Annotated in this window: 19 protein-coding genes; 11 read left to right on the plus strand and 8 right to left on the minus strand. The window is 68.9% G+C overall.

Annotated features, from left to right (window positions below):
* Nucleotides 1-112 precede the first annotated feature (112 nt).
* Complete coding sequence (locus L324_RS01300) at nucleotides 113-346, minus strand: hypothetical protein (protein ID WP_152546664.1); 234 nt, start codon at nucleotides 344-346, stop codon at nucleotides 113-115.
* 234 nt (nucleotides 347-580) lie between these two features.
* On the opposite strand from L324_RS01300, the gene L324_RS01305 reads away from it, so the two are divergent.
* The 3 genes from L324_RS01305 (at nucleotide 581) to pdxR (ending at nucleotide 6,893) form a co-directional block, all read left to right on the plus strand.
* Nucleotides 581-1,693, plus strand: coding sequence for an acyltransferase family protein (locus L324_RS01305; protein ID WP_037303459.1), 1,113 nt, complete (start codon nucleotides 581-583; stop codon nucleotides 1,691-1,693).
* Nucleotides 1,694-1,835: 142 nt separating this feature from the next.
* Nucleotides 1,836-5,444, plus strand: a complete 3,609-nt coding sequence (gene metH, locus L324_RS01310; RefSeq protein ID WP_037303461.1) for a methionine synthase — start codon at nucleotides 1,836-1,838, stop codon at nucleotides 5,442-5,444.
* Nucleotides 5,445-5,456: 12 nt separating this feature from the next.
* Nucleotides 5,457-6,893 carry a MocR-like pyridoxine biosynthesis transcription factor PdxR gene (gene pdxR, locus L324_RS01315; protein WP_037303462.1) on the plus strand — a complete coding sequence of 479 codons (1,437 nt, stop codon included), beginning with the start codon at nucleotides 5,457-5,459 and terminating at the stop codon, nucleotides 6,891-6,893.
* Between the two features lie 96 nt (nucleotides 6,894-6,989).
* On the opposite strand, the gene L324_RS01320 is transcribed toward pdxR, so the two are convergent.
* Nucleotides 6,990-7,718: an alpha/beta fold hydrolase gene (locus L324_RS01320; protein ID WP_037303463.1), complete on the minus strand. Its 729-nt coding sequence runs from the start codon at nucleotides 7,716-7,718 to the stop codon at nucleotides 6,990-6,992.
* Between the two features lie 80 nt (nucleotides 7,719-7,798).
* Here L324_RS01320 and L324_RS01325 point away from each other — a divergent pair, with 80 nt between their 5' ends.
* Nucleotides 7,799-9,046, plus strand: a complete 1,248-nt coding sequence (locus L324_RS01325; protein WP_037303464.1) for a cytochrome P450 — start codon at nucleotides 7,799-7,801, stop codon at nucleotides 9,044-9,046.
* An 87-nt stretch (nucleotides 9,047-9,133) separates the two neighbouring features.
* On the opposite strand, the gene L324_RS01330 is transcribed toward L324_RS01325, so the two are convergent.
* On the minus strand, nucleotides 9,134-10,591 hold the full coding sequence (locus L324_RS01330; protein ID WP_037303465.1) for an MFS transporter: 1,458 nt from the start codon (nucleotides 10,589-10,591) through the stop codon (nucleotides 9,134-9,136).
* 86 nt (nucleotides 10,592-10,677) lie between these two features.
* Here L324_RS01330 and L324_RS01335 point away from each other — a divergent pair, with 86 nt between their 5' ends.
* The 6 genes from L324_RS01335 to L324_RS01360 all read left to right on the plus strand — a co-directional run bounded on the left by L324_RS01335 (nucleotide 10,678) and on the right by L324_RS01360 (nucleotide 14,977).
* Complete coding sequence (locus L324_RS01335; protein WP_037303466.1) at nucleotides 10,678-11,061, plus strand: MarR family winged helix-turn-helix transcriptional regulator; 384 nt, start codon at nucleotides 10,678-10,680, stop codon at nucleotides 11,059-11,061.
* Nucleotides 11,062-11,231: 170 nt separating this feature from the next.
* Nucleotides 11,232-11,660, plus strand: coding sequence for a hypothetical protein (locus tag L324_RS01340; protein ID WP_037303467.1), 429 nt, complete (start codon nucleotides 11,232-11,234; stop codon nucleotides 11,658-11,660).
* On the plus strand, nucleotides 11,654-11,869 hold the full coding sequence (locus L324_RS01345; RefSeq protein ID WP_037303468.1) for a helix-turn-helix transcriptional regulator: 216 nt from the start codon (nucleotides 11,654-11,656) through the stop codon (nucleotides 11,867-11,869). The genes L324_RS01340 and L324_RS01345 overlap by 7 nt, the downstream gene beginning before the upstream one ends.
* A 13-nt stretch (nucleotides 11,870-11,882) precedes the next feature.
* Entirely contained in the window at nucleotides 11,883-12,845 is a 963-nt protein-coding gene (locus tag L324_RS01350) for an NAD(P)-dependent alcohol dehydrogenase (RefSeq protein WP_037303469.1), read from the plus strand.
* A gap of 86 nt (nucleotides 12,846-12,931) precedes the next feature.
* Nucleotides 12,932-14,470 carry an alkaline phosphatase D family protein gene (locus tag L324_RS01355; protein ID WP_037303470.1) on the plus strand — a complete coding sequence of 513 codons (1,539 nt, stop codon included), beginning with the start codon at nucleotides 12,932-12,934 and terminating at the stop codon, nucleotides 14,468-14,470.
* Between the two features lie 165 nt (nucleotides 14,471-14,635).
* On the plus strand, nucleotides 14,636-14,977 hold the full coding sequence (locus tag L324_RS01360) for a hypothetical protein (protein ID WP_037303471.1): 342 nt from the start codon (nucleotides 14,636-14,638) through the stop codon (nucleotides 14,975-14,977).
* Nucleotides 14,978-15,002: 25 nt separating this feature from the next.
* On the opposite strand, the gene L324_RS01365 is transcribed toward L324_RS01360, so the two are convergent.
* Together L324_RS01365 and L324_RS01370 are read right to left on the minus strand one after the other, a co-directional pair.
* Nucleotides 15,003-15,878, minus strand: coding sequence for an alpha/beta fold hydrolase (locus L324_RS01365; RefSeq protein ID WP_037303472.1), 876 nt, complete (start codon nucleotides 15,876-15,878; stop codon nucleotides 15,003-15,005).
* A 28-nt stretch (nucleotides 15,879-15,906) separates the two neighbouring features.
* Nucleotides 15,907-16,731, minus strand: a complete 825-nt coding sequence (locus L324_RS01370; RefSeq protein WP_438938436.1) for a GAF and ANTAR domain-containing protein — start codon at nucleotides 16,729-16,731, stop codon at nucleotides 15,907-15,909.
* Between the two features lie 345 nt (nucleotides 16,732-17,076).
* Here L324_RS01370 and L324_RS01375 point away from each other — a divergent pair, with 345 nt between their 5' ends.
* Nucleotides 17,077-18,498, plus strand: coding sequence for a PP2C family protein-serine/threonine phosphatase (locus tag L324_RS01375; RefSeq protein WP_235783376.1), 1,422 nt, complete (start codon nucleotides 17,077-17,079; stop codon nucleotides 18,496-18,498).
* 46 nt (nucleotides 18,499-18,544) lie between these two features.
* Here the strand turns inward: L324_RS01375 and L324_RS01380 are convergent, their stop codons facing one another.
* From L324_RS01380 to L324_RS01390, 3 genes are all read right to left on the minus strand, one after another.
* Nucleotides 18,545-19,726, minus strand: coding sequence for a cysteine desulfurase-like protein (locus tag L324_RS01380; RefSeq protein WP_037303474.1), 1,182 nt, complete (start codon nucleotides 19,724-19,726; stop codon nucleotides 18,545-18,547).
* An 80-nt stretch (nucleotides 19,727-19,806) separates the two neighbouring features.
* Entirely contained in the window at nucleotides 19,807-21,792 is a 1,986-nt protein-coding gene (locus L324_RS01385) for a beta propeller repeat protein (RefSeq protein WP_037303476.1), read from the minus strand.
* A gap of 113 nt (nucleotides 21,793-21,905) precedes the next feature.
* The gene (locus tag L324_RS01390; protein WP_037303665.1) at nucleotides 21,906-22,712 is read right to left on the minus strand and encodes a sulfite exporter TauE/SafE family protein; all 807 of its coding nucleotides are present in this window, start codon (nucleotides 22,710-22,712) and stop codon (nucleotides 21,906-21,908) included.
* Between the last annotated feature and the right edge of the window lie 27 nt (nucleotides 22,713-22,739).

A 22,739-nucleotide genomic window follows, 5' to 3' on the forward strand; every position in this document is an offset into this window, starting at 1 on the left:
GGTAGGCAAGGGGACCTTCACGGCATCGAGTCGATCACGCCACGTTTGCCTTACCTCTCAATAGAAATCCCATAGCTCCGCTGCACAGCCAAGCTCAGCGAGTAGCCGGACATCATGAGCGTCCCCGAAGTCCCTGTCGAGCCTCGATCGACCGAGCCGAGGTCGTCGCCCTACGGGACGCGACGACCGGCAGCACCAAGGCGTCGAGTTCCACCCCGCGAGAGTGAGCCGCCGCGAAGACCGACCATCGCCCCGGGATCTCGGCGTGCTCCGGGCCCAGGACCAAGACCTGCGCGCCCGCGGCGCCACCCCAGTGGACCGTGGCCACACGGGCGATCGATGCCATCCGCGGCTCATCGACGCACCACGCTTCGTGGTCGATCGCCACCGGCTATCCGCTTTCAGTCGATGTCGGAGCAATAAAACGCTTCAGCCGGAAAATCTCCAACAATCACCCTTCGTGTTGCCGGTCGACGTGCACAGTGAACACACAGCCCCCTCACAGGAACCAGCATTTCACCCTTTAGAGTGACTCATCCTTGCCGGTTAGACAGCCGGTGACATTTCTGGGGGTCCAGTGATGATGACTCACGAGCAGTATCTTGCGACGAAGAGATTTCCGGCCCTCGACGGGTTGCGCGCGATCGCCGCGCTCCTCGTGGTGGTGTTCCACTACGGAGGACCGTCGTGGGCCATGGCCAACGGGTGGATCGGTGTCCACCTGTTCTTCGTCCTCTCCGGCTTTTTGATCACCACCCTGGCCCTCCGCGAAGAGGACCGAAACGGCAGGATCTCGCTCGCCGACTTCTATATCCGTCGCGCTTTCCGCATTCTGCCTGTGTATTTCGCAGTTCTGGGCATCATCGTGGTGTTCACGTATCTGCGCGGCCAGTACACCTCCAGCGGGCTCTCCGGAGCGATGCCGTACTTCCTGACCTTCACGAACGAGTTCGCCCACAACGCGCCCTTCGGTCAGTCGTGGACCTTGGGGGTCGAGCAGAAGTTCTACCTCGTCTGGCCGTTCCTGGCCTTCGGCATCGCCGCGTTGAGCTTCCCGAAACGCCTGGGCCTGGCGATCGGCCTGATCGCGCTGATGATCGCGCTGATCCCGGTGATGCCGTACGCCGGTGCCTACTCACCCATCATCATCGGCTGCGCGCTGGCCATCGGCCTGCACTACCGGAAGGGCTTCGCCGTCCTTCGCGTCTTCACTCACCCCTTCGCCAGCTTCGTCCTGCTCGCTGCCCTCGTCGTGCTCCAGACCCACGTGACCGATATCGAAGCCTTCTTCCAGGACGGCGGCACGGTCGGCGGCACGACGTACGCGGTGCTGGTGGCGCTGTTCATCACCTCGCTGATCCCGCGAGGCCCGATCGCCTGGCTCTTCTCGACGCCTCCGATGCGCTTCATCGGCGAACGCTCGTACTCGGTGTACCTCCTGCAAGGGGTGGCCGCGACGGTGGTCGGGTTGTCGATCCCGCAGCTGGGCGCGCACCGGACGCTGACCGCGGTCGCCGTGACCGTCGTCGCCCTCATCGTTTCCGACGTCCTCTACCGCTGGGTGGAGGTACCGATGATCGACCTCGGCCGCAAGGTGGTCGGCCGGCGCAAAGCCCGATCGGACGCACGAAGCAATCCCACCCCGCCCGATCCCACGATTCGGGAAGCCGAACCCGCTCTGGCCAGGGGCTGAGTAATTCCGGCGAAGCGCCCTTGTGTGGGTCCGGTAAGCTCGTCCGCAAGGTCGAGAGGCGCTGCAACGGACCACGGGTCCGCCACGCTCGGCCCCGGACTTCATCGCAAGGGCGCCTCCCACCACATGGGAGGAGCGCTGGATGGAAACGACCGCCCTGCGAAAGCTGCTGGATGAGCGCATCGTCGTGCTCGACGGCGCGTGGGGGTCGATGCTCCAGAACGCCGGTCTCAAACCCGAGGATTACCGCACCGAGCGGTTCCAGGATCACCCCCGCGACATCACCGGCGACCCCGACCTGCTGAACATCACCCGGCCGGACGTCGTCCTCGACATCCACCGCCAGTATCTCGAGGCCGGCGCGGACATCACGACCACGAACACGTTCACCGCCACCACGATCGGCCAGGCGGATTACGGGCTCGAGGATCTCGCGTACGAGATGAACCTCCGCGGCGCCCAGATCGCGCGCCAGGCGGCGGACGCGGCGGGCGGGAAGTTCGTCGCCGGGTCGGTCGGGCCGCTGAACGTCACGTTGTCGCTGTCGCCCAAGGTCGAGGACCCGGCGTTCCGCGCGGTGACCTTCGACGAGGTGTACGCCGCGTATGCCGACCAGATCAAGGCGCTCGCCGAGGGCGGCGTCGATCTGCTGCTGATCGAGACGATCTTCGACACCCTCAACTGCAAGGCCGCGATCTCCGCCGCGCGCGACGTCGCGCCGCATCTGCCGCTGTGGATCTCGGTCACGATCGTTGACCTGAGCGGCCGGACGCTGTCCGGGCAGACGGTCGAGGCGTTCTGGAGTTCCATCGAGCACGCGGATCCGTTGCTGGTCGGCGTCAACTGTTCGCTGGGCGCCGAGGAGATGCGCCCGCACATCGCCGAACTCTCGCGCCTCGCGGGCACCTACACCGCTTGCCACCCCAACGCGGGCCTGCCGAACGCCTTCGGTGGCTACGACCAGACGCCCGAGGAGACCGGCGGACTGCTGGGAGACTTCGCCACGGCCGGGATGGTCAACGTCGTCGGCGGCTGCTGCGGCACGACTCCCGCGCACATCAAGGAGATCGCCGACGCGGTGCGCGGGATGGCGCCGCGGGTGGTCCCCGAGCCGCGGGCGAACACCCGGTTCAGCGGGCTCGAACCGTTCGAGATCGGCAAGGACACCGGGTTCGTCATGATCGGCGAGCGGACCAACGTCACCGGGTCCGCCAAGTTCCGCAAGCTGATCGAGGCCGACGACCATCAGGCCGCCGTCGACGTCGCGCTGGAGCAGGTCCGCGGCGGGGCGAACCTGCTGGACGTCAACATGGACGCCGACCTGCTCGACAGCGAACAGGCGATGACCACGTTCCTCAACCTCATCGCCACCGAACCCGAGGTCGCCCGGCTGCCGATCATGATCGACAGCTCGCGCTGGACGGTGCTCGAGGCCGGGCTGAAATGCGTGCAGGGCAAGGGCGTCGTCAACTCCATCAGCCTCAAGGAAGGCGAGGAGCAGTTCCTCCAGCAGGCCCGGCGTATCCGCGACTACGGCGCGGGCGTGGTCGTGATGGCCTTCGATGAGCAGGGCCAGGCCGACACGGCCGACCGCAAGGTCGAGATCTGCGGGCGTGCCTACGACCTTCTGACACAGAAGGCCGGTTTCGCCGCCGAGGACATCATCTTCGACCCGAACGTGCTCGCGGTCGCGACCGGGATCTCCGAGCACAACGGGTACGCCAAGGCGTTCATCGACGCGCTGCCCCGGATCAAGGAACGCTGCCCCGGGGTGCACATCAGCGGCGGTATCTCGAACCTGTCGTTCTCCTTCCGCGGCAACAACGTCGTGCGCGAGGCGATGCACTCGGCCTTCCTCCTGCACGCGGTGCGGGCCGGGCTGGACATGGGCATCGTCAACGCCGGGCAGCTCGCGGTCTACGAAGACATCCCCAAGGATCTGCTGGAGCTGGTCGAGGACGTGCTCTTCGACCGCCGCGAGGACGCCACCGACAGGCTGGTCACGTTCGCGGAAACGGTCAACGGCAAGGGAACCCAGCGCGTCGTCGACCTGTCCTGGCGCGACAAACCGGTCGCGGAACGGCTCAGCCACGCGCTGGTGCACGGCATCGTCGACTTCATCGAGGAGGACACCGAGGAGGCGCGGCAACTGCTGCCGAAGCCGCTCGAGGTCATCGAAGGTCCCTTGATGGACGGCATGAAGATCGTCGGTGACCTGTTCGGCTCCGGCAAGATGTTCCTGCCGCAGGTGGTCAAGAGCGCGCGCGTGATGAAGCGGTCGGTGGCCTACCTCGAACCGTTCATGGAGGCCGAGAAGGAGAAGGCGCGTCTCGAAGGCCGGGTCGAAACCCGCCAGGGCAACGGAAAGGTCGTCCTGGCGACGGTCAAGGGCGACGTGCACGACATCGGCAAGAACATCGTCGGCGTGGTGCTGGGCTGCAACAACTACGAGGTGATCGACCTCGGCGTGATGGTCCAGGCTTCGGTCATCCTCGACACCGCCGTCTCCGAGGGCGCCGACGCCATCGGTCTTTCCGGCCTGATCACGCCCTCGCTCGACGAGATGGTCAACGTCGCCACCGAAATGCAGCGGCGCGGCCTGAAACTGCCGCTGCTGATCGGCGGCGCGACCACGTCACGCCAGCACACCGCGGTCCGTATCGCGCCCGCGTACGAAAGCACGACGGTGCACGTCCTGGACGCCTCGCGCGTCGTGGGCGTGGTCGGTGACCTGCTCGACGCGGATCGCGCCGAGATCCTCGACAAGGCGAACCGCGAGGACCAGGAGAAGCTGCGTGAGCAGCACGCGAACAAGCAGCGGACGCCGCTGCTGACGGTCGAGCAGGCGAGGGCAAACCCGGAGAAGGTCTCGTTCGACGAGATCCCGACACCCGCGTTCACCGGTGTCCGGTACGTCTCGCCGACCCTCACCGAACTGCGCGAGATGGTCGACTGGACCTTCCTGTTCCTGGCGTGGGAGCTGAAGGGCAAGTACCCGGCGATCCTCGAGAACCCGGTGGCGCGGGAACTGTTCGACGACGCGAACACCCTGATGGACCAGATCATCGCCGAGGAGCGGTTCCAGGCCAAGGGCGCGTACGCGTTCTGGCCGGCGCATTCCGAGGGCGACGACATCATCCTGGAGTCGGGCGTCAAGTTCCCGATGCTGCGCCAGCAGACGAAGAAGCCGCTGTCCCGGCCGAACCGGTGTCTGGCGGACTACATCGCCCCGGCGGGCGCGGGCGACCACCTCGGTGGCTTCGCGGTCACCATCCTCGGCGCCGAGGACTTCGCCGCCGAGTTCGAGGCGAAGCAGGACGACTACCGCGCGATCATGGTGAAGGCGCTCGCGGACAGGCTCGCCGAAGCGTTCGCCGAGCACATCCACCTCCAGGCGCGGCGGGACTGGTTCGAGCCGGACGCCCAGCCGAAGCTGGAGGACCTGCACGCCGAGAAGTTCCGCGGCATCCGTCCCGCGCTCGGCTATCCGGCGAGCCCGGACCACAGCGAGAAGCAGGAGCTGTTCGACCTGCTCGACTCCGACCGTCTCGGGATGTCGCTGACCGAGTCCTTCGCGATGACGCCGGCGGCGAGCGTCAGCGGCTTGATCTTCGCCCACCCCGATTCGCGGTACTTCACCGTCGGACGGCTGGGCAAGGACCAGGTCGAGGACTACGCCGCCCGACGAGGTCTCGAACTGTCCACTATGGAGCAATGGCTGCGGCCGAACCTCGCCTACGACCCCGAGTGACACAATGATCAGGTGACTGCCGAGGGCTCGGACTTCCTGCAGCTGGACATCGGGGACGCACCACCGGGGCGCCGGTCGGACTGGCTGGCGTCGCGGTTGCGGCACGCCATCTCCGACGGCCGCCTGCCGGTCGGCAGCAGGCTGCCCGCGACCAGGGCGCTGGCCGCCGACCTGCGGGTCTCGCGCGGCGTGGTCACCGAGGCCTACCAGCGGCTGGTCGAAGACGGCCACGTCGCCGGACGCGGCCGGGCGGGCACGGTGGTCGTCGCCGCGCCGGCGAGGACGAAGGAACAGACGGCACCGGGGCCACCGTCCGCGGGCACGATCTTCCAGCCCGCCCCCGGGATCGGCGTCTTCGACTCGCTGCGGTCGACCCCGGCGAGGATCGACCTGTCCCCCGGCGTGCCGGATCTGACGGCGTTCCCGAGGACGGCTTGGCTGCGCGCGGAACGCACCGTGCTCAACGACCTGTCAGCGGCGGCGTTCGGTTACGGCGATCCGCGCGGCGCGCCCGCGTTGCGGCTGGCCATCGCGCACTGGATCGCGCGCACCCGGGGCATCACGGCGGACGCCGACGACGTCCTCATCGTCGCCGGGGTCGCGCAGGGCCTCGGGTTGCTGGCCCAGGTGCTGTGCGACAACGGGATCTCCGAGATCGCCGTCGAGGATCCGAGTTCGCTGGGCGCGCGGCAGCATCTGCACGACCGGCGGCTGGCGACGCCGCCGATCCGCGTCGACGAGGAAGGCATCGACGTCGCCGAACTCGTCCGCAGCGGCGCGCCCGCCGTGCTGCTGACGCCCGCGCACCAGTTCCCGACCGGCGTCGTGCTCGGTGGGGAACGCCGCCGGGAACTCATGCGCTGGGCCGCGGACGGCGGGCTGATCATCGAGGACGACTACGACGCCGAGCACCGCTACGACCGCCCGCCGGTTCCCGCGCTCCGCTCGATGCTCGCCGAGCAGGTCTGTTACGCGGGGAGCGTGTCGAAGTGGCTCGCGCCCGCGCTCCGGGTGGGCTGGATGCTGGTGCCGCCGCGGTACCGGGACGAGGTGGTCGCGGCCAAACGGTTCGCCGACCTGGGCAACGCCGTCCTCCCCCAGCTGGTGCTCGCGCATCTGATGGAGTCCGGCGAGATGGAGCGGCAGCTGCGGTTCGTGCGCAAGCGGCATCGGCGGCGGCGGGACGCCATGATCGACGCGCTCCGGACGCATCTCCCGGACGCCGTCGTGCACGGCGCGGCGGCCGGGCTGCATCTGACGATCACCTTCGAGGCCGAGTTCTCCGACCTCGACTTCGCCGCCGCCGCGCTGGAGGAGGGCGTGAAGGTGCAGCCGCTGTCGTGGCACTGCCAGCGGCCGATGAATCCGGGACTCGTCCTCGGCTACGGGGCGAGCCCGGCGAGTGACATCGCCGAAGGCATCGCCGTCCTCGGCCGGATCCGGCGCTAGTCACCTCGCGTTTCGTCCTCTGGATGCGGTCGTTCGTGTCGCCAACTACCGCGTTTCGTCCTCTGGATGCGGTGGTTCGACGGCGAACTACCGCATTCAGAGGACGAAATGCCGGGGGAAGGGCAGGAGCGCGGACGGGTCTTCGACGTGCGCGTTGTGGCCGAGTCCCCGGAGTACGACGGAGTCCGGGCTCAGGGCGCGAAGCTGGTCAGGGCGGCTCATCGGGTCGTGCTCCCCGGCGGCGAGGACGACCGGGCAGCGCGCCGCGCCGAGCAGTCCGCGCATGTCGGGGGCGCCGACGGCGAACGCGCGCGGGTCGAGCGCCAGCCGCCAGCCGCCGTCGGTTTCGGTCACGCCGTCGGGATCCGCGTCCGCGAGGCCGACCAGTCCGGCGATCTTGAGGAAGGCACGTTCGGCGTCCTCGCGGGCCGGGAACACCCGCGGCGGTTTGGCCGCCATGGCGGCGGCCCTCGCGAGGTCGTCTTCGCTCCATTCGACCTTGACGCCGACCGCGAGCAGTCCGGCGACCTTGACGCCGAACCAGCCACTGGCCAGCGCGAGCCCGACCACCCCGCCCAGGGAATGGCCGACCACCAGCACCGGACCGCGTTCCGGGAGCGCGTCGGCGACCGCCGCCGCCAAACCGCCGAACGAGTAGTGCGGCAACCGCGCCGATCCTCCGTGACCGGGCAGATCGGGCGCCAGCCAGCGATAGCCCGGCTGGGCCATGAGGCCGTCCCAGACCGCGCCCGTCGCGCCGAGGCCGTGCAACAGCAGCACGGCGGGTCCGTCGGTTCCGGCGGTGCGCATCTTCAGCGTTTCCACCGGACGGATCTTTCCGCAGTCCCCGGCTCGCGGGCTAGCCCGTCTCCTGCGCGGCTGTTCGACGGGCTAGTGTCGGAGCCGTGATCACCGATCCGGACGTATACACCCGGGGCGTGCCGTACGAGCACCTCGCGGCGCTGCGCCGGGAGTCGCCGGTCGTGCGGGTGGACGATTTCTGGGCCGTACTGCGGCATGCGGACGTCAAGTACGTGCTGCGGAACCCGCGACTGTTCTCCTCGTATCTCGGCGGAACGCAGATCCGGGATCCGGCGACCGAACAGGACCTCGGGTATGTCCGCCGGATGATGCTCAACATGGATCCGCCCGAGCACGCCCGGCTGCGGGGCCTGCTCACCAAGGCGTTCACGCCGCGCGCGGTCGGCAGGCTGACGGAACGGATCCACGGCTGGGCGAGGGAGCTGATCGGGAGCGTCGCCGCGGACGGTCACTGCGATTTCGCCGCCGTGGCGGCCGATCTCCCGCTCCTGACGCTCGCCGAGGTCTTCGGGATCCCCGAACAGGACCGGCGGCTGATGTACGACTGGAGCAATCGCGTGATCGGCTACCAGGACGCCGACTACGCGGTGAGCGCGACCGTCGACGCGGCCGAGGTCACCGATCTCGCGCGGGCGGCGCTGGCCGTGCGGCCGGTTCCGGGGCCGGACGGCGCGATGCCCGATCCCCGCACCCGCGCCGGGATGCCGGATCTCTACGCGTACGCCACCGCGCTCGGCGAGTACAAACGGCGCAATCCCGGCGACGACGCGATGAGCAACCTGATGGGTCACGTCGGTGAAGACCGGGTTTCGCTCGCCGAGTTCGAGAATCTGTTCTGGCTGTTCTCCGTGGCGGGCAACGAAACCCTGCGCAACGGCATCCCCGGCGGGATGCTGGCCCTGCTGTCGCATCCGGAGCAGTACCGGCGGCTGCTGGCCGACCGTTCACTGCTTCCCGGTGCGGTGGAAGAGATGTTGCGCTGGTGGACACCGGTCATGCACTTCCGCCGGACCGCGACCGAAGACGTCCGGCTGTCCGATGTGGACATCAGCGCGGGCGACAAGGTCGTCGTCTGGTTCTCCGCCGCGAACCGTGACGAGTCCGTCTTCGAGGACCCGGACCGCTTCGACGTCGGCCGCACGCCCAACGACCACCTGACGTTCGGGCACGGCCCGCATTTCTGCCTCGGCGCCCAGCTCGCCAGGGTGCAGCTGCGCGCGATGTTCGAAGCGGTACTGGACCTGCTCGGCGAGGTCGAACTCGCCGGTGATCCGGTGCGGTTGCGGTCGAACTTCCAGAACGGGCTCAAATCCCTGCCGATCCGCTGGTGAACGCGCGTGAAGGCCCCCTTCCCTCGGCTGGTCACTCAAAACCATGGCCGAGAGAAGGGGGCCTTCACGCAGGCGTCGGCGCGGGGATCACTCGGCCGCGGCGAACTCCGGTTCGGCGACGGCGGAGCGGGCTTCGGCCTTGCGCAGGCCGATGACCCCGGACAGCGCCACCAGGACACTGATCACGGCGATGCCGGTGACGACCGTCAGCGCGGGCGCCAGACCGTTGAGGAGCGCGGCCGGACCGGTGGCGCCTCCCGCGTTCCCGGTGAGGACCGCGGTCACCACGGCGAGGCCGATCGCGCCGCCGACCTGGATCGAGGTGTTCAGCAGACCGCCGGCGAGACCCTGCTCGTCGTCGGAGATCCCGTTGGTCGCCTGGATGTTCAGCGAGGAGAACGCCAGCATGAAGCCGACGCCCAGCAGGATCATGCTCGGCAGCACCGAACCGGCGTAGCTGGAACTCTCGTCGATCCGCAGGAACAGCGCGTAGCCGATGACGTGGGCGACGACGCCGGCGAGGATCGTGCGCGGGGTGCCGAGGCGGTCGATCAGCGGCTCGATCCTGGGTGAACCGAAGGCCACGATCAGCGCGGCAGGCAGGAATCCGAGCGCGGTCTGCAGCGCGGACCAGCCCAGCACGGTCTGCAGGTACAGCATGACCACGAACTGGAAACCGATGTAGGCGCCGAAGAACGTCGCGCCGCCGAGGTTGGCGCGGGCCAGCGGGCCCGAGCGCAGGATGCCGAGGCGGAGCAGCGGGTGCTTGCTGCGCTTCTCGATGAACACGAAGGTGACCAGCAGCGCGAGCGCGAGGGCGAACGAGATCAGCGTCCGCGGCGCGGCCCAGCCGATCTCCGGTGCCTCGACCACGGCGAAGACCAGCAGGAGCGAACCGGCCGCTCCGGTGATCGCGCCGGGGAAGTCGTAGCCACCGGCGGTCTCCGGCCGGTAGGACGGGATCAGCTTGACCGCGGCGGCGAACGCGGCGAGCGCGATCGGCACCGGCAGCAAGAACGTCCAGCGCCAGCCGACTTCGGTCAGCAGGCCGGAGAAGACGAGGCCCGCGGAGTACCCGCTGGCACCGAACACGGCGAAGATGCTGATCGCCCGGTTGCGGGCGGGGCCTTCCTGGAAGGTCGTGGTGATGATGGACAACGCGGCAGGCGCGGTGAACGCGGCGGCGAGACCCTTGATGAACCGGGTGGCGATCAGCAGCGCGCCGTCGTCGACGATGCCGCCGAGCAGCGAAGCGAGCGCGAAGACCGCGACGGCGACGAGGAAGACCCGGCGCCTGCCGAGCAGATCGGCGGTGCGACCGCCGAGGAGCAGAAGACCGCCGTAGCCGAGGACATAGCCGCTGACGATCCATTGCAGGGCGCTGGTGGAGAGGCCGAGTTCGGCCTGGATGGACGGGAGGGCGACGCCGACCATCGACACGTCGAGCGCGTCGAGTCCGACGACGGTGGACACGGTGAGCAGGACACCCCAGAGGCGCGCGTCCCACCTTGTCGAGCTGGTGGACAGCTGCACGGAAGAACTCATGATCCGTACACTACATGCACACGCATCTAATGCAAGTGCATTTAATGTCTTTGCATAAAATTCACGCGCATGCTATATTGGGCCGCGTGAGCGACGTCGCCGAGCAAGACCTGCTGCAGGAGTGGCACACCCTGTCCGCACGGCATGCGGCGGTCTTCGGCCTGCTCGAGTGCCGCCTCCAAGAGCGCCATGGCCTCGGCGTCACCGAGTTCGAAGCGCTGGAACGACTGGTGAACTGCGTCGTCGGCAAGTGCCGGGCGGCCGATCTGACCGAAGTCGTCCACCTGAGCCAGAGCGCCACGTCGCGCCTGGTCGCCCGCCTCGAACGGGAAGGGCTCGTCCAGCGCGCGCTGTGCGAGTCGGACCGGCGCGGCATCTTCGTCGTCGTGACCGATGAAGGCCGCCGTCGCTATGAAGAGGCGAAGCCGACCCATCGATCGACCCTCGAAGAGACCCTCGCCGGAGCCTGACGAAGCGCGTGAAGGCCCCCTTCCCTCGGCTGAGCCGAGGGAAGGGGGCCTTCACGCGCCACTGATCGCCGATACCGAACCCCGCACGCGCCAGCAATGATGCGACTTCGCCGGAGCACCGATGTAAAGCATGTTTGACATGGTGTTCAAAATTCTTTACTTTGGTTCTCGTGGCACTGGAAGAGAAACGCGCTTGGATCGTGGCGGTGGTCACGCTCTGCGCCTACGCGGTCTACCTGTTCGTCGTCCTCGGCCGGGCGGGCTCCGGCCCCCTCGTCGATGTCCCTTACGTGGCACCGTTGCTGTGGACGGTCGGGGCGGCCATCGTGGCCTCGATCGTGCTGCACATCGCCGCGGCGCCCGCCTCGCCGCGGGACGCGGGCCGCAAGGACCAGCGAGACCGCGAGATCGGCCGGTTCGGCGAACATGCCGGGCAGTCGTTCGTCGTGATCGGCGGCATCGCGGCGCTCGTCATGGCGATGGCCGAACTGGACCACTTCTGGATCGCCAACACCGTGTACTTCGCCTTCGTCCTGTCGTCCCTGCTCGGCTCGCTCGCGAAGATCTCCGCGTACCGCCAGGGTTTCCAGGCATGGTGAAACCGACCAAGGTCACGAACTCCATCCGCACCCTTCGGTTCGCCAGTGGCGAGATGACGCAGGCCGAACTCGCGGACCGGATCGGCGTCACGCGCCAGACGGTCATCGCCATCGAACAGGGGCGCTATTCGCCGTCCCTGGAGATGGCCTTCCAGATCGCCAGGGTGTTCGGCGTCGGGCTCGACGACGTTTTCCAGTACCCAGACTAGGAAAGAGGCCGCCATGAAGGCGATCGTCCAGAATGAGTACGGCACCACGGACATCCTCCGGCTGACCGATCTGCCGGAACCCGAAGCGGGGCCGGACGGCGTGGTCGTCCGGATCCGCGCGGCAGGCGTCGATCCCGGTACCTGGCACCTCATGGAAGGGACGCCCTATCTCGTACGGTTGATGGGATTCGGCTTCCGCAGACCGAAGGCCCGCGTCCGCGGGCTGGACTTCGCCGGCGTCGTGCACGCGGTCGGCGGGAACGTGACGGAGTTCCGGGCCGGTGACGAGGTTTTCGGTACCTGCCAAGGATCCTTCGCCGAGTACGCACTGACCACAGTGGACAAGATCGCGCGGAAACCCGAACGGCTCGGTTTCGCGGAGGCCGCGGCGGTCCCGATTTCCGCGTTCACCGCCCTGCACGCGGTTCGGGACCGGGGCGGGGTCGCGCCCCGGCAGAAGGTCCTCGTCATCGGGGCGGGCGGCGGCGTGGGCACCTACGCGGTGCAGATCGCCAAGGCGTTCGGCGCGAAGGTCGACGGCGTGTGCGGCACCGGCAAGGTGGAGTTCGTCCGGTCGCTCGGCGCGGAAACGGTGTTCGACTACACACGTGAGGAGTTCGGCGGCGGTTACGACCTCATCATCGACACCGCGGGGAACCGGCCGCTGAACCTGTTGCGTAAATCCCTTACCCCGCAAGGCACTCTGGTGATCGTCGGGGGCGAAAGCGGGGGAAAATGGCTCGGGCCGGTCGGCCGTAACCTGCGGGCGCTGCTCCTCGGCCCGTTCGTGAAACACCGGCTCCGCGGCCTGTTCTCCACGGAGAACCGGGACGATCTCGAGACGCTGCGCGCGCTCATCGAGGCGGGGAAGCTGAACCCGGTCGTCGACCGGACCTACTCCCTGGCCGAGGTGCCGGACGCGATCCGTCACGTGAGCGAGGGACACACCCGCGGCAAGGTCGTCATCACGGTCTGACAAGAGTTCTCCCGGGCGTTCACCTCCGGCCATCTTGGCCGTGTTCGGTGTCGGAGAGCGATCCGCCGACCCCGAGGAGACCACCGATGTCCGTCAACCGCCGGGATCTGTTGCGAGGCGCCGCCACCGCCGGCGCGCTGGGACTGGCCTGGCCGTTGAGTTCACGGATGACCGTCGCGCAGGCGGAGGAGGCCGCGGCACAGCTGGGCGCGACCTGGGACGAGGCGCCGTTCACCCTCGGGGTCGCGTCCGGTGACCCGGTCCCGCACGGGGTCGCGCTCTGGACGCGGCTCGCGCCGAAACCGATGGAGTTCGAGCAGCCGCTGGCCGACACCGTCGAGGTCGGCTGGGAGGTCGCCACCGACCGCGCCTTCCGCCGCCGCGTGGCGCGCGGGACCGTGGCGGCCACCGCCGGGCTCGGGCACAGCGTGCACGTCCCGGTGTCCGGGCTGGAACCGGGCGCGCAGTATTACTACCGCTTCCAGGCGCTCGGCAAGGTCAGCCGGATCGGCCGCACCCGCACCGCCCCGGTCGGCCCGGTCCGGCGGGTGCGGTTCGCTTCGGCGAACTGCCAGGCGTTCCACGACGGGTTCTACGCGGCGCACGCCGGGATCGCGCGGGAGGAGCTGGATTTCGTCGTCCACCTCGGCGACTACGTCTACGAACACGGTCAGGTCGGCGGGAACCCGCTGCGCGACCACGAGGGACCCGAGGTGCTGACCCTGCCGTCGTACCGGCGGCGGCACGCGCTCTACAAGTCCGACCCCTCGCTGCGCGACGCCCACGCGGCCCATCCGTGGTTCATCACCTGGGACGATCACGAGGTCGTCAACGACTACAGCGGTACCACTCCCGCGCTGCGGGCGCGGCGGTCGGCGGCGTACCAGGCGTGGTTCGAGCATATGCCGGTGCGGCCGGACCACCCCACGTCGCCGAGGATCCACCGGCGGCGGAGCTGGGGCGACCTGCTTGATCTGTCCATTTTGGACCTTCGGCAGTACCGGTCGGCGCAGAACCTGCCCGACGGCACGATCCTCGGCGCGGATCAGAAGACATGGCTCAAGGATCAGGTGACCGGGGCCGGCGAGGCGTGGCACTGCTGGGTGAACTCGATCATGCTGAGCCAGCTGGCGAAACCGGGCGGCGACGGGTACATGTTCACCGATCAGTGGGACGGCTTCCTCGCCGAACGGAAGGAGGTGCTGACCCACGTCGCCCAGAGCGGCCTCGAAGACTTCGTGGTGATCACCGGCGACTGGCATTCCGCGTTCGTCGACGACATCCGCCCGGACTTCGACGATCCGGCGACCCCGGTGATCGGGACCGAGTTCACCGCGCACTCGGTCTCCTCCGGCGCCTACTCCCCCGAATGGAACGCCACGAACGGGCCGAAGCTGGGCGCGGCGAACCCGCACCTCAAGTACTTCGAGGGCAACCGGTACGGCTACGACGTCTACGAGGTCACCCCGCGCCGCTGGAGCACGCAGATGCGGGTGATCGGCGACCGGCGCGACCCGCGTTCGCCGGTGAGCACCCTGACCACGTTCCACGTCGACCGCGGCAGGCCGGGGTCCTATGAGGACCGGGGCACGATCACCTCCCCGGCGCAATACCGGCGGCACTAGGCCAAAAGGGGAACGGGCGAACTCAGAAGGGGGGCGGGGGACGCTCTTATGGAGCAGTGTGGTTCACCGCACGCGTTCTCTTTTCACCTGCCCGATGAATTCACGACAATTCTTCCGTGCGGCTAATCTGAGCTTTCCATTGGGAACGATCCCCGGGAGAAAGCAATGAAGAAGAAAATCGCCGCTTTAGTCATGGCCGCCTTTTCGGCGGCCGGTATCCTGGCCGGCTCACCGGCCTCCGCGGCGACGGACAGCCAGTTCCCGCCCTACGGCTGCGACAGCGGCCGCTATGGGCTCCTCTTCGGCGAGGGCATCTCCTTGACCTGCTTTTCCCTGCCCCATCCGTCACAGACCTACCGGGTGGTCGCCCACTGCTCGTCGGGATCGTCCTATTGGTACACCGTCGGCCATTGGGTCCCGCTCGGATTCGGGCCGTCGAGCGCGGAATGTCACGGTGCACTGCTTTCGAACGCCTACGTCGCCGGATATCACGTAGACGATTTCTAATATTTCAAGGAAACGATGTCGATCTTCAACCGGCGTTTCGGCGTCCGCTCCCGCCGGGTCCCCACCGGCCCACTTCCACGGTGAGCCAGCGATGGAGGGAGAAAGCCAGTTCGACCGGCGCGTCGTACTGGATCAGGTGCCCGGCGCCCGGGATGACGTCCAGCAGGGCGCCCGGAATCGCGTTCGCGAGCCGTTCCGCCCGGTCCACCGGGATCCACGTGTCGTCCGCACCCCAGATCACTTTCACCGGCAGCGCGAGTTCGGGATAGCGGTCCTGGATCTCGTCGGTGTACCGCACGTCCGCTTCGGCGATCTGCCGGTAGAAGGCCTGTTGCCCGGCGCTGTCCAGCCAAGGACCGGTCAGCGTGGCCAGTTGCGCGCCGGTGAGACCACGATGGGAGGCCGTCCCGATATAGGACTCCAGCGCCCCGCGGTGCACCGCCGGCGGCTGCGCCTGGAACACCTCGGCGTTCTCCGCGACGAGCCGGAAGAACTCCGAGCCCCACGGCCGCAGCGCGACGACGTCCACCAGCGCGAGTGAGGCGTATTCGGCGCCGTGCAACAGCTTCGCGCGCAGGGAAACGGCCCCGCCGTAATCGTGGGAGATCACGTGCGGGGCCGTCAGTCCCCAATGTCCGAGCAGATCGGCGAAAAGCTCGCCCTGCGTCCCGAGATCGACGGCGTGACCGGGTTCTTTCGACGACCGGCCGTACCCCGGCATGTCCCAGACGTGGACGGCGAACTCCTTGCTGAGCGCCCGCGCGAAGGGCCCCCACAGTTGCGCCGACCACGGTGTCCCGTGGCACAGCACCACCGGGGCGCCCTCGCCGAGGCGTTCCCACGCCACCGAACGGCCCCGCCACCGGTACGTCCGCGACAACTCCAGCTCGTCGGATCCCATGATCACGATCGTAGTGGCGCCTGATCGCTCAGTCGGGCAGGTGCAGTTCCGTATGCCGCTTGGACAGCATCTCCGCCAGCTCCCGGAGTTTGACGTTCATGTTCTGCGACGTGTGCCGCAGCACTTCGAACGCCTCCGCGGCGTCGATCCCGCGCCGCGCCATCAGGATGCCCTTGGCCTGCCCGATCGCGTCCCTGCTGTCCAGCGCCTGCTGGAGCTGCTCCTCCTGGAGCTGGCCGCGGGTGACCGCGTGGGTGGTCGCCAGGGCCAGCGACGCGTGCGTCGCCAGCAGCAACAGCACGTCCCGGTCCTCCCGCGCGATGCCGTGCGGGCTTCGCGAGTAGACGTTCAGCGCCCCCGAAAGCTGCGAACTCGACGCGTCCGGCAGCAAAGCCGTCGACACCAGGGAGTGGAAACCGAGCGTCGCGGCGGCCGGTCCGAACCGCGGCCAGCGGGCGTCTTCGGCGAGGTTGTCGCTGAAGGCCGCCGCCGGTCCCGAAACGCGTGCGGCTTCGACGCAGGCACCCTCTCCGTACTGATACTGCAATTGGTCTAATTCACCGGCGATCTCGTCGGTCCCCACCGGCGTGTGGAACGCGCCGTCGGGATCGAGGAGGGTGACACTCACCAGATCGGCGCCCGGTACCAGGTCACGGGTCGCGAAGACCACTCGCTCGAGGACCGCCGCGACCGAGCCGGAATCCAGCAACGCCCTGGTCAGCGCCACGAACTGGTTCACGAGTGGCCCGGCGGTGGGCCGGGCACCGTTTTCGGAGGTCACTGGCAGTTCGCCGTCGCCGACATCCTCGACGAATCGGTTCTTGTCCTGCTGCCAGTCGATTTCATCGGCCAAAGCCCGCCTCTCCCACTTCTGCACATCGGCGTGATGCACCACGGGAGTCACCGGCGGGAACCGGCGCCGAGCGCGCACCATCAACCGCCGCAACCAACCCGGTTACCGGCGGATCGGCGCTAACTTCTCAACGCTCAGAACCGCTTTCGGGAGCCGACTTTAGCCGAATGCGATCGCCGCGCCTACCGCGACCCACGTTCCGGGCGTCGCGGCTTCGCCTGCCTGGCACGGAGCGGGCTCGGACCGTCCCGAAGCGCATACCCATTCGAGGCACCCGTTCATGTTTCGCTCCCGCCGCAGGTTGGTACCCGGAGCCATGTCGTCGATACCCCGGGGGTGATCATCGTGACCTCACTTCCGGCGGATGAGCAGCGCCGGATCGTCGCGGCGTGTTTCGCCCGGACCGGGCTCACCGTGGAAGAGCTGTGGCTGCGGTATTTCGCACTGGGCGGCGACGTCAGCGAACTCGAACTGGACGCGTTCCTGCGGGGACTGGCGGACCTGCCGAGGATCCAGCGGGACATGGTCGCCCACGCGGTCAACGAACGGCTCGACGAGGTCACCGAGGGACGCCGGGCGCCCTACAGCGGCGGTACCGATGGGGACACCCGGCCACGCGGTCCCCTGGCCGCGCTGGTGGGGCTCCTCCACGGGGCTCACCGGGCGTCGCCGGAGCGGCTGCCCGCGATCATCGCCGCGGCGGGCCAGGCGCTGGACCTCGAGATCGCCGTCTACCTCGCCGACCACGGCCAGCGGCAGCTCATCCCCGTTTCGGGCGGCTCGGGGGCGGGCCGGGTCCCGCTCGCCATCGAGACCAGTACGGCGGGCCACGTCTATCAGCACGCCGACTCGATGGTGACCGACGAGCCGGCGGGACCGCGGCTGTGGGCCACGCTGCTGGACGGCGACGAGCGCATGGGCGTCCTCGAAGTCGCGGCAAGCGGGGACGCCGACCTCCATGACCCTGCGCTGCGGACCCAGTGTCGGTGGCTCGCGTCGCTGTCGGGCCACCTCATCGCCGCCGCGATGAGGTACGGCGACGGTCTCGACGTGCTGAGGCGGCAGCGACGGCGCGGTCCCGCCGCGGAGTTGCTCTGGCACAACCTGCCCCCGCTGACCGCGGCGACGGACACCGTCGTGGTGGCCGGCGGTGTCGAGCCCGCCTACGACGTCCGCGGCGTCACCTTCGACTACGCCCTCTCCGAAACGACGGCGTCGCTGGCGATCTTCGACGCCGGGCGCGACACCGCGTCCGGCGGTCTGGTGGTCTCCGCGGCGCTGGCGGCCTACCGATCCGCTCGCCGCGAGGGGCTGGATCTGCGCGGCCAGGAATCCGCTGTCGACAAAGCGCTTTCGGCGCAGTTCGGTGACGTGGCGGTCCGCGGCACGCTGGCGGAACTGGACCTCGCCGACGGCGGTCTCCGCTACCTCGGCGCGGGACGGGAAGCGCCGCTCGTGCTCGGCGGGCAGGGACAGACCACTTTGGACGGTGGCCGCCGTCCGCCGTTCGGCACCGGGCCGCCCGGTGAGATCGCGACCGCCCGGCTGCGGCCCGGCGATCTCCTGGTCCTGCACACCGACGGCCTTTCCGCCGCACGGACCGGCGACGGCGAACGATTCGCGTTCGCCGACTGCCTGGACGACAACGCCGGAAACGTCCCGGCCGAAATCACCCGGCGCGTGCTTCAGGCGGCGAAATCCCACCGCGGCGCCGAATTCACCGAGGACGCGGGGCTGCTGGTCGCGCGCTGGTCCGGCCCCTCGTGAGTGGTAATGACGGTTCTAACCGTCATTACCACTCACGAGGCCGCCCTCACACGAACGCCGACAGCCCGTCCAGCAACCTGTCGACGTCCTCGGCGCTGGTGTAGGGCGCGAGCCCGACCCGGAGCGCCGGATCCTCCAGGTTCAGGGCCGCGAAGACCTCGTAGGCGTAGAAGGATCCCGCCGGGGCGACGACCTTCCGTTCGGCGAGATGCCGTTGTGCCTCGCGTTCGCGGCCACCGAGGCTCATCAGCAGGGTCGGGGTCCGGTCGTCCGCCTTGCAGTGGACGGTGATCGCGCCGTCCAGTTCCTTCTCCAGCCTGGTCCGCAGCGAGGTTTCGTGGTCGTGCAGGGAGCCGAGCGAATTCGTCAGCCGTTCCCGCCGTGTCCCGCCCGCGCCGGGATCCATCCCGGCGAGGAAGTCCACCGCGGCCGTCGCGCCGGCGAGGATCTCGTAAGGGAGGGTGCCGAATTCGAACCGTTCGGGCACGGTGTCGGGCGACGGCGTGAGCTTGTCCGGTTCGACGGCCTCCAGCAGGGCGGGCGAGGCGCCGAGCACTCCGCAGTGCGGGCCGAGGAACTTGTACGGCGAGCAGACGAAGAAGTCCGCCCCGAGCGCGGGGACGTCCACCAGCTCGTGCGCGGCGTAGTGGACGCCGTCGACGAACACCAGCGCCCCGGCGTCGTGGGCGAGATCGGCGATCCGGCGGATCGGCGGTTTGGTACCGAGGACGTTGGACGCCGCCGTGACCGCGACCAGCCGCGTCCGTTCGGTGAGCACCAGGGAATCGAGGTCGAGTTCGGTGGTTCCGGGGTCGATGTCGAGCCAGCGGACGGTCGTCCCGGCTCGCGCGGCGGCCTGGACCCAGGGCCGGACGTTGGCGTCGTGGTCGAGGCGGCTGACGACGATCTCATCGCCCTCGCGCCAGCCTTTGGCCAGGTGGCGGGAAAAGTCGTAGGTCAGCTGGGTGGCGCTGCGGCCGTGGACGACGCCTTCGGCCGGAACGCCGAGGAAATCGGCGTACGCGGCCCGGAAGCCCGCGACGGCGTTCTCGGCGTTGAGTTCGGACGGGCTGACCTTGCCCCGGTTCGACAGCGGGCCGGTCAGCGTCCCGGCGATGGCGTCGCCGACCTGCCGGGGTGTCTGGGTACCCGCGGGTCCGTCGAAGAAGGCGGTTCCGTGGGCGAGGGACGGGAAGTGGGCCCGGAGGGCCGCGACGTCGATGGCCATGACCTCGACTCTGACATCCGGCGGTGGACCGAGTAAACGCTTCGTGGCCGGAACTTTCCCCGGCCACGAAGCGCCTCGGCTCAGTACAGCGTCAGGCGGTAGGCGCCGGACTGCGCGGTGCCGGCGAACAGGTACCGGCCGTCCGAACTGGTCGTCAGGGAGAGCACCCTGGCGTCGGGAAGGGCGCCGGGTATCGGCGACCAGGTGCGGCCGAAGTCCGTGCTGCGCAGCACTCCTCCCCCGGTCGAGCTGCCCGCGAACCAGACCCTGAAATCGAACGGATGCGGCAGGATCCGGCTGATCTCGCGCGGATCCTCCCCGTCACGGACCCGGCGGAACGTCCGGCCGTTGTCCTCGCTGAGCAGCAGACCCGCCCCACCGACGAGAACTCGGCCGCCGCCCCAGCGGCTCACCGAGATCGAACTGACCGGTTCGTCCGACACGTGGGTCCAGGTCTTGCCGCCGTCGTCGGACCGGGACAGGCCGTCGAAATCCCCGCCCCAGACGCGGTTCGGGTTCCACGGATCCCCGGCGAACGCGATGAAGCCGTTGTCGGTGGGGAGCTTTTCCCACGTCTTTCCGGCGTCGACGCTGCGGTAGAGCACGTAACCGCTGGGGGCGAAGGCCGACACGAGGAGCCGGTCCGGGTCGGCCGGATGGGCCAGGATCGTCCTCGGGAGACCTTGCAGTGTCTTGGCCGCGAACTGCCAGCTACGGCCGCCGTCGCCGCTGCGCAGCACGTCGAGCGCGAACCCGTTCCGGGTGACCTGCCAGACGACGTCCGGGCGGGCGGGCGAGACGGACAGGCGCGCGTCCTCGTGCAGCCGGTCGGTGGGATGCGACTGCCACACCCTGGTCGCCGCGGTGATCTTGCCGCGCGGCAACGGGGTGTTGTAGATCTCCTGCACACCGGCCGCGACGACGCTCTCGCGCAGCAGGTTCCCGCTGGTCACGAGGTCGCGAATGGATTCGCCGGGTACGCCGATCTGCCGGTAGCCGCTCTTGCCGCCGTCGGCGTACACGCCCCGGTACACCGAGGAGATCAGCGTGGTGGCGGGTTTGCCCGCCACGGCCGGGAGTTCCGCCATGTCGCTGACGCCCTCGCCAGGGGCGGGCACCGGCGTGCGGGTCCAGGTACGTCCGCCGTCCGCGCTGACGTCTATGTCGTTATACGTCGCGACGTATAGCCGGCCGCCGACGAAATGCGGTTCACGCAGGGGTTGTCCGCCGGGATCGCGGCGCAGCACCGTCCAGGTCCTGCCGCCGTCGCTGGAGCCGTGCAGTTCGGGGCCGACCGTGACCACGAACCGCTTGCCGTCCGAAGCGACCTGTCCGACCTCGCCGTTGGTCCGGTAGACGAGTTCGGCCCTCGGTTCCTTGCCGCTGACCCCGCGGACCCCCCACAGGGCGTACTCCGGGTAGACCGTCGTGAAGTAGGCGTCGTCGCCGACCAGGATGAGCTTGAGCCCGCCGACCGGCGCGGCGTTCCCCTCCCGCGGCCAGGTCCTCGGCACGTCGTTCCAGTGCACACCGCCGTCGGTGCTGACGCTCAGCGAATCGAGGTTCTGCACCACGACGACGCGGCCCGACGGGTCCGTGGCCATGCCGAACGCGCCGTCGGGGTACCACTCGCGCAGGGTCTCCCAGCTCTGGCCGCGATCGCTGGTGCCCAGCAGCAGGCCGCGCCACTCGCCCTGCACACCGGCGGGTTTGTTGCCCACCGCGAGCATCCGGTCCGGGTTCACCGGATCGGCGAAGAATCCCTGGATGGCGGTCTCCGGCGGCAGTCCACGGCGCGCGGTCCACGAGGCACCGCGATCGCCGGAGAGCCACAACGCCGGCGGGCTCGGCTGCATCATCGCGAGCCCGGCGGGCGATACGGCCAGCAGTCCGCCGATGCTGTTCGGGCCGACCGGTTCCCAGCCGCCGCGCGGCAGCCCGGTCGCGTTCACGTCCGAGGGCTCGGGGAGGGGGTCGGCGGTGGCCGCTGACGTGGTCCCGGTGGTCCCGAGAACCGTCAGCAGCCCGAGAACGAACATGCGTTTGGTGATCGATCTCAGCTTCATGCGGAAGATCTTGGCGCAAGATCCGGCAAAGGTACAGAGTATTCATCGGATCTATTTGCCGCAGAACCAGCCTTGGCCTTGCCATCCGCCGGTTCGTCCGCTGACTCATCCGATCACTGGCGGACGACGATCGCGATCAACGCGGCGGCGAGCAGACCGAGATACGCGATAGCGTGCGCCCGGTCCGGGACGCGGCCGACCACACGACGGGCCACGGCGATCGTCGGCAGCGAACCGCACAACAGCGCGCCCGCGGCCACCAGATCGACGTAACCGAGGTGGGTGGCACCGAAGGTCGTTCCCGTCGCCGCGAAGGCGTAGACGGCGGTACCGATCACCGCCACCGGCAGGCTCAGGGGGTTCGCCAGCGCGGCCGCGTCGGCCATGGGCAGACCTTTGCGCCGCAGCAGTGGCACGGTGAGCACGCTGCCCCCGACGCCGAGAAAGCTCGCCACGGCACCGATCCCGGTCCCGCCGGCGGTGGTGGTCAGCCCGCCGAGCGGCCGGGGTCGCGTGTCCTCCCGCCTGCTGACGAACCCTTTCCGGACCACGCTGTCGGCGATGGTCAGCGCGAGGTAGGCGACGAAGAGCCAGCGCAGGACGCTTTCGTCGGCCGCGGTGGCGGCGAAAGAGCCGAGCACGGCGCCCAGGCCGATGAAGGCGATGAGCGGCCACAGGTAGTCGCGGCGAAGCCGTCCGGATCGCAGTTGCCCCAGGGTGGCGCTCCCGGCGTTGACCACCATCACCGCGGTCGAGGTGGCGACCGCGACGTGCATCGCGCCCAGCGCCTGACCCGGTTCGGCGAGCGCGAAGGCGTAGACGACCGGGACGGTGATGAAGCCGCCGCCGAATCCGAAAAGGACAGTGGTGACGCCGCTCAGGCAACCGAACCCGAGGAGCACCGAAATCTCGATCAGCACTCCTTCGACCGTAGGCGACTTCGACGC

The organism is Amycolatopsis orientalis DSM 40040 = KCTC 9412, assembly GCF_000478275.1.
Taxonomy (GTDB): Bacteria; Actinomycetota; Actinomycetes; order Mycobacteriales; family Pseudonocardiaceae; genus Amycolatopsis; species Amycolatopsis orientalis.

Coding starts and splice junctions, on each gene's coding strand:
- L324_RS01360 (WP_037303471.1), top strand. CDS start 14,636: ATGAAGAAGAAAATCGCCGCTTTAGTCATGGCCGCCTTTTCGGCGGCC.
- L324_RS01300 (WP_152546664.1), bottom strand. CDS start 346: ATGGCATCGATCGCCCGTGTGGCCACGGTCCACTGGGGTGGCGCCGCG.
- L324_RS01355 (WP_037303470.1), top strand. CDS start 12,932: ATGTCCGTCAACCGCCGGGATCTGTTGCGAGGCGCCGCCACCGCCGGC.
- L324_RS01350 (WP_037303469.1), top strand. CDS start 11,883: ATGAAGGCGATCGTCCAGAATGAGTACGGCACCACGGACATCCTCCGG.
- metH (WP_037303461.1), top strand. CDS start 1,836: ATGGAAACGACCGCCCTGCGAAAGCTGCTGGATGAGCGCATCGTCGTG.
- L324_RS01365 (WP_037303472.1), bottom strand. CDS start 15,878: ATGGGATCCGACGAGCTGGAGTTGTCGCGGACGTACCGGTGGCGGGGC.
- L324_RS01385 (WP_037303476.1), bottom strand. CDS start 21,792: ATGAAGCTGAGATCGATCACCAAACGCATGTTCGTTCTCGGGCTGCTG.
- L324_RS01380 (WP_037303474.1), bottom strand. CDS start 19,726: ATGGCCATCGACGTCGCGGCCCTCCGGGCCCACTTCCCGTCCCTCGCC.
- L324_RS01330 (WP_037303465.1), bottom strand. CDS start 10,591: ATGAGTTCTTCCGTGCAGCTGTCCACCAGCTCGACAAGGTGGGACGCG.
- L324_RS01305 (WP_037303459.1), top strand. CDS start 581: ATGATGACTCACGAGCAGTATCTTGCGACGAAGAGATTTCCGGCCCTC.
- L324_RS01345 (WP_037303468.1), top strand. CDS start 11,654: ATGGTGAAACCGACCAAGGTCACGAACTCCATCCGCACCCTTCGGTTC.